Annotated in this window: 14 protein-coding genes, 1 tRNA gene and 1 pseudogene; 3 read left to right on the top strand and 13 right to left on the bottom strand. The window is 52.2% G+C overall.

Annotated elements, in window-relative coordinates; translation table 11 throughout:
• Positions 1–7 precede the first annotated feature (7 nt).
• The 6 genes and pseudogenes from mntR to QEN58_RS08330 all read right to left on the bottom strand — a co-directional run bounded on the left by mntR (position 8) and on the right by QEN58_RS08330 (position 4064).
• The gene (gene mntR, locus QEN58_RS08310) at positions 8–487 is read right to left on the bottom strand and encodes a manganese-binding transcriptional regulator MntR (protein WP_280106637.1); all 480 of its coding nucleotides are present in this window, start codon (positions 485–487) and stop codon (positions 8–10) included.
• Between the two features lie 188 nt (positions 488–675).
• Positions 676–1236, bottom strand: a complete 561-nt coding sequence (locus tag QEN58_RS19490) for an NAD-binding protein (protein ID WP_425270326.1) — start codon at positions 1234–1236, stop codon at positions 676–678.
• Positions 1210–2217 (bottom strand): annotated as a pseudogene (locus QEN58_RS08315) (cation:proton antiporter domain-containing protein); the annotation flags it as partial. The gene QEN58_RS19490 and the pseudogene QEN58_RS08315, both read right to left, overlap by 27 nt.
• Positions 2218–2248: 31 nt before the next feature.
• Positions 2249–2698: an ion channel gene (locus QEN58_RS08320; protein WP_280106639.1), complete on the bottom strand. Its 450-nt coding sequence runs from the start codon at positions 2696–2698 to the stop codon at positions 2249–2251.
• A 35-nt stretch (positions 2699–2733) separates the two neighbouring features.
• Positions 2734–2859 carry a hypothetical protein gene (locus QEN58_RS08325; RefSeq protein ID WP_280106640.1) on the bottom strand — a complete coding sequence of 42 codons (126 nt, stop codon included), beginning with the start codon at positions 2857–2859 and terminating at the stop codon, positions 2734–2736.
• Positions 2856–4064, bottom strand: a complete 1209-nt coding sequence (locus QEN58_RS08330; RefSeq protein WP_280106641.1) for an MFS transporter — start codon at positions 4062–4064, stop codon at positions 2856–2858. The genes QEN58_RS08325 and QEN58_RS08330 overlap by 4 nt, the downstream gene beginning before the upstream one ends.
• A 166-nt stretch (positions 4065–4230) precedes the next feature.
• Here QEN58_RS08330 and QEN58_RS08335 point away from each other — a divergent pair, with 166 nt between their 5' ends.
• Positions 4231–5577 carry a Na+/H+ antiporter family protein gene (locus tag QEN58_RS08335; protein ID WP_280106642.1) on the top strand — a complete coding sequence of 449 codons (1347 nt, stop codon included), beginning with the start codon at positions 4231–4233 and terminating at the stop codon, positions 5575–5577.
• A gap of 66 nt (positions 5578–5643) precedes the next feature.
• On the opposite strand, the gene QEN58_RS08340 is transcribed toward QEN58_RS08335, so the two are convergent.
• From QEN58_RS08340 to QEN58_RS08355, 4 genes are all read right to left on the bottom strand, one after another.
• A complete protein-coding gene (locus tag QEN58_RS08340) occupies positions 5644–6378 on the bottom strand; it encodes an RNA methyltransferase (protein WP_280106643.1) in 735 nt (244 codons plus the stop codon).
• 193 nt (positions 6379–6571) lie between these two features.
• Positions 6572–8215, bottom strand: coding sequence for a chaperonin GroEL (gene groL / locus QEN58_RS08345; RefSeq protein ID WP_035578979.1), 1644 nt, complete (start codon positions 8213–8215; stop codon positions 6572–6574).
• 83 nt (positions 8216–8298) lie between these two features.
• A complete protein-coding gene (locus QEN58_RS08350) occupies positions 8299–8592 on the bottom strand; it encodes a co-chaperone GroES (protein WP_027959273.1) in 294 nt (97 codons plus the stop codon).
• A gap of 234 nt (positions 8593–8826) precedes the next feature.
• On the bottom strand, positions 8827–9312 hold the full coding sequence (locus QEN58_RS08355; protein WP_280106644.1) for an FxsA family protein: 486 nt from the start codon (positions 9310–9312) through the stop codon (positions 8827–8829).
• 181 nt (positions 9313–9493) lie between these two features.
• Between QEN58_RS08355 and QEN58_RS08360 the strand changes: the two genes are divergently transcribed.
• Positions 9494–10255, top strand: coding sequence for an SDR family oxidoreductase (locus tag QEN58_RS08360; protein WP_280106645.1), 762 nt, complete (start codon positions 9494–9496; stop codon positions 10253–10255).
• Positions 10256–10340: 85 nt separating this feature from the next.
• Here QEN58_RS08360 and QEN58_RS08365 read toward each other — a convergent pair whose 3' ends face one another.
• The 3 genes from QEN58_RS08365 to QEN58_RS08375 form a co-directional block, all read right to left on the bottom strand.
• A complete protein-coding gene (locus tag QEN58_RS08365; protein ID WP_280106646.1) occupies positions 10341–11327 on the bottom strand; it encodes a hypothetical protein in 987 nt (328 codons plus the stop codon).
• A gap of 51 nt (positions 11328–11378) precedes the next feature.
• Entirely contained in the window at positions 11379–12011 is a 633-nt protein-coding gene (locus QEN58_RS08370) for a hypothetical protein (RefSeq protein WP_280106647.1), read from the bottom strand.
• Positions 12012–12348: 337 nt separating this feature from the next.
• Positions 12349–12433, bottom strand: a tRNA-Leu gene (locus tag QEN58_RS08375).
• A gap of 83 nt (positions 12434–12516) precedes the next feature.
• Between QEN58_RS08375 and QEN58_RS08380 the strand changes: the two genes are divergently transcribed.
• A complete protein-coding gene (locus QEN58_RS08380) occupies positions 12517–13221 on the top strand; it encodes a ComF family protein (protein WP_280106648.1) in 705 nt (234 codons plus the stop codon).
• Positions 13222–13248: the final 27 nt, after the last annotated feature.

Here is a 13248-nt window from a genome sequence, read left to right on the forward strand (position 1 = left end):
CGCGGGGTTAGTTGTTTTGCTGCTGCTCGGTAAAGCGCTGCATGATGGCGAGGGTTTCATCGCTCACATGATGCTCCATGCCTTCAGCGTCAATGCGCGCAGTAGCATCTCTTACCCCAAGGGCGCGTAGAAAGTGCAGCACGATATCGTGGCGGGCGCGTGACGTTTCCGCCATTTTTTGTCCCGCTTTGGTGAGAAACAGCGAGCGATAGGGCTTGCTAGTGACCAACTCAAGCTCGTTTAAACGCCGAATCATTTTAGAAACCGTTGCCTGACTGACCGCCATGCGGTTGGCAATGTCCGCCGCGCGCGCTTCGCCGCGGTGTGCCAGCAGGTCGCCAATTAGCTCTACGTAGTCTTCAATCAGTTCGGTTTCGTGGGCATTACGCACCGTTGCATACTGCTGAGCATGCTGCTCGACGGGCGGCAAGGCATCACCAGGAATGCTTGGGGCGGTCAATGAAGCGTTCGGATTAGAATCAGTCATTGGCAGATTATATCGGAAGCAGTGGAAACAATCATTGGATAGTCGGGGGGATAGTAACGTATTTTCGTGCAATATTGTTAGTCAAGGCTAAACTTCTTGCACAAAGCTTTCTTGCAGAGCTAAAGTCCACTTATCGCTCATGAATAAAAAAGTGAGAGGCAACGAGTAAGCGCAACTTACCCGAGCATTTACAGCGGGTGAGACTGGAGGCGTTCCCATGTTTTTTCGGCGATACCGATGCCTGCACCGGTCATCAGCAAATACGTTTGATCAACTCCAGCGGTATGCAGCGGCTCTGCTTCATCCTGAAAGTGGATGCCCCCAATAATGTGGCCAGTGAAGCCTGCTTGGCGCAGTTCGCGGGTGGCAACAAGCTTGCTCTCAAGTTCTGGAGTGGCAAGGGTCACCGCCGTGATATGCGCTATATTGAGATGATGCCAGAATCCTACGTCTTCGATATCGCCATAAAAAACATGTCTTTGCCCATTTACTTTATTCGGGTCAGAGTCAATGCCAACCACTGTCAAACCTTTATCGGTAAAAAAATCGTAGGCGGCGTTCCCGGTTCTACCCATGCCGAGTACTAATATGGTGGCGCCACCTAAATCTACTGGCTGCTCGTCAGGGTGCCGAGATTGGCGCTCAAAACGGAGCAGGTGCTTTTCCCAACGATCAAAAAGTTGGTGGGCGACGCGGTTAAGCGGTGCGGCGATAACAAACGACAGGGCCACGGTAATCGCCAGAGGCACAAGCCACTCTTGCAAAATGCTGGCAGCCACAATCAGGCCAAACTCACTATAAGCCGTCAGGCTCAATCCACCCAGAAAGGCGTTGCGCGCTCTGATGCGAAAGGCGATGAGTAACGCGAAAAACAGCACTCCTTTAAGTGGCAGCAGAATAGCCAGGATGACGGCAAATAGAAGTGCTTCTTTATCAGGCAAACCCGCCATGCCTATCTGTAAAAAGAAGCTGATTAACAACACTTCTTTCACTCCCCACAGCGCCTTGGATAATTCTTGCGCACGGGGGTGTTTGGCAAGCAGTAGCCCCATAACCAAAGCGCCTACTTCAGAGCTTAGACCCACGGTTTCAAAGCCCATGCCGCCAACGGCGATAGCTAACACAGCACCTAGTAGCACCAGCAGTTCATCGTGCTGCGCTGCGTTCATAAGCCAATAAAGGACAGGCCTTAGTAGTGGCAACAATAAAACCAGCGCAGCCCACGGACTGGGGGAATGACCGCCATAAACGCTCAGAACCACTAAGGCAACTAGGTCCTGAATGATTAATATGCCAATCGCAATTCGACCATGCAGGGCGCGTAATTCGCGTTTGCTTTCGAGCACTTTGGCTGCCAATACCGTGCTTGAAAAAGACAGCGCAATGGCAAGTAGTATCGCTTTATCAATAGGTAGCGATAGGAAAACGACAAAACCCGCTGTGAACAACACACAGGTAATCGCCAAATGTATAAATGCGCTTCCCAGCACAACGGGTTCTGCCAAACTGCGTATATTAAGTTTAAGGCCAATAGTGAAGAGCAGTAGTAGCACCCCTAGATGGGCAAGATGTTCAAGCAATGGGCCCGCATCGGCTGGCAGGCCAATACTGGGGCCAAAAGCATTGAGAGCAAATCCCGCTGCTAAGAACCCTACGAGTGGCGGCAAACTTAGCTGGCGCGCAGCGATGCCAAAGACAAACGCTAGCGATAGAATAACCACTTCAAACATGCCGAATCCCTTGTGCGTATAACGGTGCTGATTATCGTCCAACCCGCCAGTGCTTTTGCATTTCTATAAAAGTGAACGATGCTGACCAAGTGATCAGCACGAAACCTGTTAATGCCAGCGTGCCATATAAAAAGCGCACCGGTCCCATGGCATAAATATCACCATAGCCCACGGTGGTATAAGTCACCGCAGAGAAGAAGATGTAATCAAGTACGTTAAAGCTTTCGTACCCGTGTAAAGCACCAATACTCAACTGATCGGTTAACCACCAGCCTGTGATCCCGAACAGCCAAATTTCGACAATGTGGGTCATTAATACGCCAAACGCCATCCCCAGGATGCGTTGTCGGTGCGGCTGTCGAGATTTTTCTATTTGGCGAGAGATAAGCCATAGGGCTTCATAGTGAAGCAGAACCGCAATGACCACAGTAACGAAGGTGGTTACCACAACCGCGATATGCTCGGGGTAAGGAATAGTCATGTTAGCAAGTAATCAACTTAATTGGCCTTTGCTGGTTAGCATAAACGGATACCCATCAGCAGCAAAGTAGCATCCATGTGCTGCCAGCCCCACCACGCGAGCATTAAACCGGTAAACAGTAGAATTGCCGCCATAACCTTGAGTAAATGATTGATTGTCATCGAGTCTCCGTTGTTGGCTGCGAGCGCTCAAGGGGCTTTTCACTGATAAACCAGTGTAGTGCAGCGGCCACGACAGAGAGCACAATAGCAATTTGCCAGACCGTGTTGTAGTGCCCGGTAAGATCATAAAAATAGCCGCCCAGCCAGACGCCCATAAAGGAGCCTAACTGGTGAAATAGAAACACGATGCCGCCGAGCATGGAGAGGTGACGAACACCAAATACGGAAGCCACAATGCCGTTAGTTAATGGCACGGTGGAGAGCCATAGCAACCCCATGCCGATACCAAATAAATAAGCGCTGATGGGGTTTAACGGCAAATAAACAAACGCCGTAATCATCACCCCGCGAATCAAATAGAGCCAGGTGAGCAGCTTGGGTTTTGACCAGATGCCGCCCATCCACCCTGCGCTATAGGTACCGACAATATTAAACAGCCCCACTAATGCCAATACCGTCGTGCCCACTTGAACAGTAAGGCCCTTATCAAATAAGTAGCCGGGGAGGTGCACGGCAATGAAAACCAACTGAAATCCGCAGACAAAAAAGCCTAAGCAGAGTAGCCAGAAGCCTTTTTGGCTTGCTGCTTCGTTGAGCGCATCTTTCAGGCTTAAATCAGATGCCGTTTTGGCGGTAGGCTTATCGCGCAGCATTGCTCCTAGGGGAATGATGATGGCAGCGATAGCCGCCATCGCCATTAGCGCCGACGCCCACCCTAGCCACTCGAGCAAGCCAAGGGTGCCGGGCAGCATGGCGAATTGCCCGAAGGAGCCTGCCGCGCTAACAATGCCCATGGCCATACTGCGTTTTTCAGGAGCCACTGCTCGGCCCACGGCGCCTAAAATGACCGAAAATGTGGTGCCAGAGAGGCCAAGGCCGATCAATAGCCCGGCGCTGACCGTCATGCCCAACACCGAGGTAGAGAGGCTCATAAACAGCAGCCCCAAAGCGTATAACAAGCCGCCAACCACGATAATTCTGGCCGCACCGAAGCGGTCCGCCAGTGCTCCGGTAAAGGGTTGCGATAAGCCCCAAACCAGGTTTTGTAAGGCTAATGCAAAGGCAAATACGCCACGCCCCCAGCCGAGCTCGCTGCTAAGCGGCTCCATAAACAGCCCGAAGCCATGGCGTAACCCCATGGCCGTCGAAATAACCAGGCTTCCCAATATAATCAGCAGCAGCGAGTGGCGAAGAACGAAGGCCATGATGTTCTCTTTATTGGCAGGCTAACAGTTGGTTCACTATCGCATGCGTTGTGCGCTTTTAGAAGCTAGGAGTAGACAAGTAAAGCAGTATTAGTTTTACGCTATTAATCTGCTAAAATCCGCCCCCTTTGCCGTTAATGACCTTTCAATTGCTCTAGGAAAATTCATGAATGCAGTAATTCTTGCGGTGCTGGTGATGGTGGCGCTATCACTTGCGCGTGTCTCGGTGGTGTTTGCTTTAGTGGTAGGTGCTTTAGTCGGCGGTTTAGTGGGTGGGTTGTCACTAGAGCAAACGCTGGACGCCTTTAATGAAGGCGTTGGCGGCGGGGCCCAGGTGGCGCTGGCCTACGCTACTTTAGGGGCTTTTGCGGTAGCTATTTCCCGTTCGGGGCTGCCAGATATGTTGGCTAGCCGATTGATAACTCTGTTAGGTAAAGAAACCACCGCCACGCATCAGGCGCGGGTCAAAATGCTGCTGCTAACAGCTGTGTTGTTGGTGGCTATCTCTTCTCAGAATGCTATTCCGGTACATATCGCCTTTATACCGGTGCTGATTCCGCCGCTGCTAACCGTGATGAACCGCTTGAAGCTGGATCGTCGTGCGGTGGCATGTGCGCTTACCTTTGGTTTAACAGCACCCTATATGTTGCTGCCGGTAGGGTTTGGGGCAATCTTTCTAAACGATATTCTCTTGGCCAACTTAAATAGCGCTGGGGAACCGCTAGGTTTAGAGATTAGCCGTGGCATGGTACCGATGGCGATGGCTATACCGGTAGGGGGCATGGCGCTAGGGCTAATCGTTGCGCTGCTATGGAGTTACCGCCGCCCGCGTGAATACCAAGCCGAAGATATCGTTAACGCCAACGTTACCGCAGGCCATACGCCTGCCAGGCCGCATATGCTGGGGCTTGTTATGTCGGGGGTGGCGATCGTCGCAGCGCTCGGTCTCCAGCTTTATAGCGGTTCAATGATACTGGGTGGTTTGGTAGGGATTGGACTGCTTTCAATGGGCGGCATTTTTAAGTGGCGTGAAGCTGACGATCTATTTACCAGCGGTATGCGCATGATGGCGCTGATCGGTTTTATCATGATCTCTGCGGCGGGCTTTGCAGAGGTAATGAAAACTACCGGTGAAATTGATGCTCTGGTGTCAGGAGCCTTTGCGCTATTTGGCGATAACCGCGGCTTAGCAGCGCTGGTAATGCTGCTGGTAGGGCTATTTATTACGCTGGGTATCGGCTCATCGTTCTCAACCATCCCGATTATCGCCGCGATTTTTGTGCCCTTGGCGGTACAGTTTGGCTTTTCACCCATGGCTACGGTAGTGCTGGTGGGCACGGCAGCGGCATTGGGTGATGCTGGCTCGCCCGCTTCTGACTCTACCTTGGGGCCAACATCTGGCCTAAACGTTGATCGTCAGCACGATCATATGTGGGACAGCGTGGTGCCGACGTTTCTACACTACAACATTCCGTTAGTGGGCTTTGGCTGGCTAGCGGCAATGATGCTCTAACAACTCGATCTTCAAACTAAAAAGGGATAACGCTGTTGTCCCTTTTTTATCGCTATTCAAAATACTTCACTGTTTCGGCAGATGGCTTTCAAGCGCGCTTAATAGCCCTCGCAGAAGCGAGAGCTCTTTGCGGCTGGGTTGGGCGCGGGCGAAGAGGGCTTGAAGCTGCTCTTCAGTGCGGGCATGTGGCTGGGTTAAAAAGCCGCTCTCCTGCATTAAGCGGCCCAGATGCGCCTGAAAGTGTAAGAACTGTTCGCGGCTGGGCGGCGTTGCCTCCAGCGGTCGCTGATAAGCAAAGCCGCTATCCTCACCTTTACGCCAGGCACGATGTACTTCATAAGCTAGTATCTGTACCGCCTGGGATAAATTTAGAATGCCGTAATCAGGGTTGGCGGGAATGCTAACCTGGTGCGTGCAGCAGCGAATTTCATCGTTAGTCAGCCCCGAACGTTCGCGCCCAAACACCAGTGCCACCGGCGCCGTTTGTGCGTTCTGAATAACGTCTGCGGCCATCTCATCGGGTTCGTCAAAGTGGGGCAAGGGCAGGCTGCGTAAGCGCGCGCTGGCACCGACGACCTGAACGCAATCGTTAACGGCTTCTTCCAGCGAGTTCACTACACGAGCACTTTCTAGAACATCAGTGGCGCCCGCCGCTAGCCGAGTCGCCTCTTCATCGGGAAACAGACGTGGATTAACCAGCACCAGCTCGGTTAAGCCCATGGTTTTCATGGCCCGCGCAGCCGCGCCGATATTGCCCGGGTGGAAAGTCTGAACGAGTACGATACGAATATGCTGCAACATGCGCTGGTTTTGCCCTATAGCCTTATAAAAATCCGCGCTGATAGTACCACGTTCGCTTTACCCGATGGGGCAAGCAGCTATTAGGTTGCAATGAATCTAGTGACCTTTCAAAACGCAACAACCCCGCACGGAGCGGGGTTGTTGGTGACTGCTTTAACAGCTAGCAGTCTTGAGCAGAGGGCTCAGGGGTGCATTACATCATGCCGCCCATGCCACCCATTCCGCCCATGCCACCCATATCGGGGGCTGAGTCTTTCTCTTCCGGGTCTTCCGCGATCATGCACTCAGTGGTGATCATCAGACCAGCAACAGAACCAGCAGACTGCAGCGCAGTACGGGTTACTTTTGCCGGATCCAGAACGCCCATTTCGAACAGATCGCCGTACTCGCCGGTCTGTGCGTTGTAGCCGAAGTTGCCGGTTTCATCTTTCACACGGTTGATAACAACGGCAGGCTCTTCACCAGCGTTAGCAACGATTTGACGCAGCGGTGACTGCATAGCGCGTAGCGCCATGTTGATACCGTGGTTCTGGTCTTCGTTGTCGCCGGTCAGACCTTGTACTTTCGCCATAACGCGAACCAGTGCGGTACCGCCACCAGGTACGACGCCTTCTTCAACGGCTGCACGGGTAGAGTGCAGAGCGTCTTCAACGCGGGCTTTCTTCTCTTTCATTTCCACTTCGGTGGCAGCACCGACGCGAATAACGGCAACACCGCCTGCCAGTTTGGCAACGCGCTCTTGCAACTTCTCTTTGTCGTAGTCAGAAGAGGTGTCTTCGATTTGCGCGCGGATCTGATTAACGCGTGCTTCGATATCGCCTTCTGCACCAGCGCCATCGATGATGGTGGTGTTCTCTTTAGACATGGTCATACGCTTAGCGGTACCCAGGTGGTCCAGGTTCGCTTGCTCAAGCGTCAGGCCTACTTCTTCAGAGATGACCGTGCCGTTGGTCAGGATAGCGATATCCTGCAGCATGGATTTACGACGGTCACCGAAACCAGGTGCTTTAGCAGCAGCTACTTTAACGATGCCGCGCATGTTGTTAACAACCAGCGTTGCCAGTGCTTCGCCTTCGATATCTTCAGCGATGATGGCTAGCGGCTTGCCTTGTTTAGCAACCGCTTCGAGAACCGGCAGCAGCTCACGGATGTTGGAGATCTTTTTATCCACTAACAGGATGTAAGGATCTTCCAGTTCAACCGTCATGGTGTCCTGGTTGGTAACGAAGTAAGGAGACAGGTAGCCGCGATCAAACTGCATACCTTCAACAACTTCCAGCTCGTCTTCAAAGCCACGGCCTTCATCGACAGTGATGACGCCTTCTTTACCGACTTTTTCCATCGCTTCGGCAATGATTTCACCGATGCGCTTGTCGCCATTAGCAGAGATTGTGCCTACCTGAGCAATCGACTTGGTGTCGGTGCAGGGGACGGACATTGCTTTGATTTCTTTGACGGCAGCGTTAACTGCTTGGTCGATACCGCGCTTAAGATCCATCGGGTTCATGCCCGCTGTCACGCCTTTCAGGCCTTCAGCGATAATCGCCTGGGCCAGAACGGTAGCGGTAGTAGTACCGTCACCTGCAGCGTCAGAAGTCTGTGAAGCGACTTCTTTAACCATCTGGGCGCCCATGTTTTCGAACTTGTCTTTCAGTTCGATCTCTTTGGCGACAGAAACACCGTCTTTAGTGACGGTGGGGGAGCCGAAGGATTTCTCCAGTACCACGTTGCGGCCTTTCGGGCCGAGGGTAACTTTTACCGCGTTGGCGAGAACGTCAACGCCACGGGCCATACGCTTGCGGGCATCATCTGAGAACTTAACTTGTTTAGCTGACATATCTGCTACTTCCTAAATTGAATGCAAAAACGTGAAAGTAATGATTCGAGGCGCTCACTAAAAATTGTGAGCAACAGCGATTATTAGCCTTCAACAACGGCAAGAATATCGGCTTCGCTCATGATCAAGACTTCTTCGCCGTCGATTTTTTGCTTCTCGACGCCATAGCCATCTTTAAAGATCACGTTATCGCCAACCTTAACGTCTAGCGGACGGACATCGCCATTTTCCAGAATGCGGCCATTACCGACAGCAAGAATTTCGCCACGCGTCGGCTTTTCTGCTGCATTGCCCGGAAGCACGATGCCGCCTGCAGTTTTCTGCTCTTCTTCAACGCGACGGACGATGACACGATCGTGCAAAGGACGGATATTCATTCACGTTCTCCTGAGTATGGTTGAAGCCCTTATAAGGGCGGTTCGCTTGAAAGTGTTCTCGAGGGAGTAACCCGCGAGAAGTGAAGACCTCACGATCTTCCTTGTAAATGGCAGCTACCGTTTAGATTGCTACCGAATTTGTGTGCTGGGTGAAAAATGGGGGCTGCGGATGTCCTTTCAAGGGGGCGAGTAATAAAAAAATGCTTTTCAGCGGCTTTTCTTACGAAGGAAACCTTAACGACGGCGTGGGGGCTCATCTCGACTAATAAAATCCCCCTCAATCGGGCCATCCTGTTGCGAAGATTGGCTGTTTTGATATTCATTGGGCCGAGCTGATGAAGCGCTGGGGCCTTGTTGTTGACCGGCAATTTTTTTAAGCCCCAGCCAAGTAAGTGCTTTGAACATCAGTTGCCGCGCGCTGGGGATCAAGCATGCCAGGCCTAGTGCATCGGACAAAAAGCCTGGGGCCATTAGTAAGGCGCCGCCGAAGATAAGTGCAGCGCCAGTTAATAGCTCGCTGGAGGGTATTTCACCGGCCTGCATACGCTGGCGCGCCCGCGCGAAGGTCGACACACCCTCTTTGCGAATCAAGTGTAGCCCGACAAAGCCTGTGCCGAGCACTAAGAGTAGGCTCGTGAGTAGGCCGATCTGGCTGCCAATCGAAAATAGAACCACAAAATCAAGTAAGGTAAAGAGCGATATAAAAATAAGAATAGGCATGGCTAACTCCAGAAAAAGCGACTCGATAACAGTCGTAATTGCGTAATATGGTGACATAAATATAAATAGCAAGCAGCTAACATGGCGTATCCCAGCGGTGATGTAGCTCGATTTATTTTTAAACTTCTTCTATGCTGCAATGCACAATGAAACCGATTTAATCTGTCGTAGGGAGCCACGAATGAAACTTAACGATAAAGTAATTGCAGTCACGGGTGGGGCGCGTGGGCTGGGCTATGCCATGGCGCTGCGTTTGGGCAAGCAAGGCGCGCGCATGGCGCTATTGGACATGAGCGCTGAAGCGCTTGATCAGGCAGTGTCGCAACTTTCTGCTGAAGGCGTCGATGCCCAGGCGTTTGTGGTGAACGTCGCCGAAGAAGCCTCCGTGACTCAGGCGTTTGCGGATATCGCGCAGCGGATGGGGCCGGTCAGCGGCTGTGTCAATAATGCGGGTATTACCCAGGATGCGCTGCTGGTAAAGGCCAAAGAGGGCCAAGTGGAAAAACGCATGTCCTTAGACGCCTGGCAGAAAGTTATTAATGTCAATTTAACCGGCGTTTTCCTATGTGGTCGTGAAGCCGCCACTCAAATGATTGAAGCCGGGCATGAAGGCGTGATCGTCAATATCTCCAGCATTTCCCGGGCAGGCAATATGGGGCAAAGCAACTACGCTGCTGCAAAAGCGGGCGTGCACGCGTTGACGGTTACTTGGAGCCAGGAGTTGGCCCGCTATGGGATTCGTACCGGCACCGTGGCGCCTGGGTTTATAGCAACCGAAATGACCGCTGCGATGCGCCCTGATATGTTGGAGCGTATCTCGTCAAGCGTGCCGTTAAAGCGTTTGGGCGAGCCCGATCATATTGCCCAAAGCGTCGCCTTTATCATGGAGAACGACTACTTCACTGGGCGCATCATTGAGTGCGATGGCGGCTTGCGGCTGTAGCTTGTTGCCTTGGTATTAAATAGACTTGCTATATAGATGGGCGGCCCTGTATGGCCGCCTACGTTGCGTGTGTAGATTAGGCGCGTTAAAAGTAGTCACGGCTAATCGTGCGCTGAAAGTACATCTCAAGTCGCAGCGTCATCGCCCAGCGTGGGTCGTAGCTAACCTCTCGCTGGAAGTGCAACTCCGGAATCACATCGGCGAATAAAATACCTTTATGAATATCGCGGCGGTAGCGGGTTTGCAGATAGTAATTGGTCATGCGAGGGTTGGAGGCGCTTTCACCGATGGCTATCGCCGAGTAGCGCAGTGCGCTGCGCCGGTTAATGCGGTGATTGAGTTCGGCAATTTCACTGTACTCCAGTTTATCTTCTTCCTCGCGCCACTGAACGGTAGTGATAAAGCGCAAGTGACGGCTGTCACTCAACGGCCGACCGACATCCCAACGTGTGCGCGCTGAGTAACCTTCATTGTTGAACCATGAGACGCGGTTATTCGACTCAAGCTGCCACGGCCCTTCACCCAGCTGCCACAGGCGCTCGCTGGTAAAGCGCACGTAAGGGTCAAGAGGGAGGCGCAGACGAACACCGGCACCTACTCGATTGCTCCAGTTGACGCGTTTATCGCGACTCTCTAACCAATTCAGGCCTAGCGTAGAACTTCGCCGATCACGCTGGTCATTGGCAAGGCGTCCAGAGCCTTGCTCTTCTAGGGTGCCTTGGGACTCTTCCGGGTCACTCTCGATTATCAGCCGCAGACGGTCTTCTGAAGTGGGTAGATCAATACGATAGCGAAGTGATGTGTCGCCACGTGTGCCTTCGCCCTCCATCCAGTCAATTTCCTGGCCTAGACGTAGGTAGGACTCGTTGTTGACCTGCATATGGTCGTCGGTGCCAAAGAATCCATCGATATTGCGCGAGGTGTTATCCACCCAGTTACCTACGCTTTCGCGAAACGGCTCTATGCGCTCTTCCGCCCACTCGGGTAAGTCACTATCTTCCTCTTCGGCATACACGTTAGTCGATAGCGTAGTAAGTATGCCAAGCCAGCAGAGGGTGAACAGTTTATGCATCGTCGGTAGTCTCGGTAATGGGGCGCGTTGCCGCTTAGCAATAGGGTAGATTCAGCGCGCTTTGTGAGTTTCGATCTCTTTTGCCCACTCCAGTACACGCTTTCGTTGGCCGCGACTATTGAGTCGATCTGTATCGACGCTCGCGGGAATAAGCTGGTGATTGGGTGATGCGTTTAGGTCGAGGTTAAAGGCTCGAGAAGCACCCGTGGGCATATCCTCGGATCCATAAATGGCGATAACGCGAATTTCAAGCTGGATATTCTGCTCTTGCAGCAGGTTATCTTCGATTTCCCAATACTCTTTCACTTGATTCACAATGTCGCCAAACGACTGAATGTTGAGGTAATCCCCGGAAGCTAGCGGGCCTTGATGAGTCCGATAGCTGGCTTCTTGTTCTTGCTCGCCCCTGTATTGCTGGTACTCCACCACGTCCAGGGAGTAACTGCGATGCTGGGTATGCAGTACCGCGACTAGGTGCTGAACATAGATGGCTTCACTGCTCATATTGCTGATTAAGCAGATAGCATCCACACCTGTACCCCTGCCGCGATTAATTATCACGCGAGGGCGACGCTGACGCACATAGCCGTTATAGAGCAGCTGGGCATAAAATACCCACACAAAGAGCGTGCATATGCTCGCTACGGCCGAAATTGCTTGAGCGTTATCGTTGAGCCATTCCATTATGTGAGATCCTTCTCATCTTTATTGGCGATGATCCCTGAAGCGGACTTTTGGTGATAGCCATTGAGGGAGATTATGTAGAATTATTTAACAATAGAGACTAGCGGAAAAGCGGGGGCAAGTCAGCCAAATCGGGCTTCGATAGAGGTAGTATTAGGTAAATAGCAGACACACAAAAAAATGGCATTGAGCCATTGGGTGTCTTTCAAAGTAAATGTAAACGTTTTGTGCAAAATGCTTATCAAAAAGCCATCGGGATAGCGTCGAACACAGTTATTTGGAAACTACTATTTGAGAGAAAAGGGGTTGTGCTAAATATTTGAAACTAAAAAGTAATTGGTGCGGATGGGGAGACTCGAACTCCCACACCTTACGGCACTAGAACCTAAATCTAGCGTGTCTACCAATTCCACCACATCCGCTAAGACGAGGCGTATATTATCAACTTTGTGGTAGAAGTCAATCAATGATTTGATATTAATGCATATAGCAGCCGGGAGAGGGTATGACATTAAAGGGGTGGCTAGAGCGTTGTGGTCAATTTATCAAACAGGCCCTGCCTGGCTACTGTGCATTTTGTTTGGCACCAGCATCGGCGGGGCGCGGGTGGTGCGCAACCTGTTTAGTTGAGCTGCCGTGGAACCTACAGCCCTGCCGCCAATGCGCTGAGCCTGTTTCCCCTGGTGCTAGCTTGTGTGGTCACTGCTTAATTGAACCGCCGGCATTTTCGACCACCCAGGCGGGGCTGCTGTATCAAGAGCCAATCAAACAGCTGGTGCATGATTTTAAATTTCAAGCTTCTCCGCGGGCGGGCACGCTATTGGCTGAACTAATGTTGTTAACTCCGCCGGTGACCCAGAGTGACGCACTCTTGTCAGTGCCTATGACCGCTAAGCATGCTCGTGCACGTGGGTTTAACCAATCACACTGGTTGGCCGAAAGGCTCAGCCGCCAGCTGGGGGTGCCAGTAGTGACTGCCAAACGAGTAAAGGATTCCCCCTCGCAGCGCACGTTAAACCGTCGTCAACGGGCTGCCAACCTAGCGGGCGCCTTTGTAATTGAATCGCCGCTACCGGCGCATGTCGTCATTGTGGATGACGTGGTCACTACGGGCTCTACAGGCCACGCATTGGCACGTGCCGCGCTGGATGCAGGCGCCAGGCGTGTCGATATTTGGGCGGCCGCGCGGACACCGTTAGGTAAGGATTGATAGACTAGGCACTAATCTGCAATAGCC

Origin of the sequence: Halomonas alkaliantarctica (assembly GCF_029854215.1) — a bacterium.
Classification (GTDB): Bacteria; Pseudomonadota; Gammaproteobacteria; order Pseudomonadales; family Halomonadaceae; genus Vreelandella; species Vreelandella alkaliantarctica_A.

What these genes read in the sequence shown, in the direction of transcription:
- mntR (WP_280106637.1), bottom strand. Translation starts at nt 487, where the DNA reads ATGACTGATTCTAATCCGAACGCTTCATTGACCGCCCCAAGCATTCCT.
- QEN58_RS08320 (WP_280106639.1), bottom strand. Translation starts at nt 2,698, where the DNA reads ATGACTATTCCTTACCCCGAGCATATCGCGGTTGTGGTAACCACCTTC.
- QEN58_RS08325 (WP_280106640.1), bottom strand. Translation starts at nt 2,859, where the DNA reads ATGACAATCAATCATTTACTCAAGGTTATGGCGGCAATTCTACTGTTT.
- QEN58_RS08330 (WP_280106641.1), bottom strand. Translation starts at nt 4,064, where the DNA reads ATGGCCTTCGTTCTTCGCCACTCGCTGCTGCTGATTATATTGGGAAGC.
- QEN58_RS08335 (WP_280106642.1), top strand. Translation starts at nt 4,231, where the DNA reads ATGAATGCAGTAATTCTTGCGGTGCTGGTGATGGTGGCGCTATCACTT.
- QEN58_RS08340 (WP_280106643.1), bottom strand. Translation starts at nt 6,378, where the DNA reads ATGTTGCAGCATATTCGTATCGTACTCGTTCAGACTTTCCACCCGGGC.
- groL (WP_035578979.1), bottom strand. Translation starts at nt 8,215, where the DNA reads ATGTCAGCTAAACAAGTTAAGTTCTCAGATGATGCCCGCAAGCGTATG.
- QEN58_RS08350 (WP_027959273.1), bottom strand. Translation starts at nt 8,592, where the DNA reads ATGAATATCCGTCCTTTGCACGATCGTGTCATCGTCCGTCGCGTTGAA.
- QEN58_RS08355 (WP_280106644.1), bottom strand. Translation starts at nt 9,312, where the DNA reads ATGCCTATTCTTATTTTTATATCGCTCTTTACCTTACTTGATTTTGTG.
- QEN58_RS08360 (WP_280106645.1), top strand. Translation starts at nt 9,494, where the DNA reads ATGAAACTTAACGATAAAGTAATTGCAGTCACGGGTGGGGCGCGTGGG.
- QEN58_RS08365 (WP_280106646.1), bottom strand. Translation starts at nt 11,327, where the DNA reads ATGCATAAACTGTTCACCCTCTGCTGGCTTGGCATACTTACTACGCTA.
- QEN58_RS08370 (WP_280106647.1), bottom strand. Translation starts at nt 12,011, where the DNA reads ATGGAATGGCTCAACGATAACGCTCAAGCAATTTCGGCCGTAGCGAGC.
- QEN58_RS08380 (WP_280106648.1), top strand. Translation starts at nt 12,517, where the DNA reads ATGACATTAAAGGGGTGGCTAGAGCGTTGTGGTCAATTTATCAAACAG.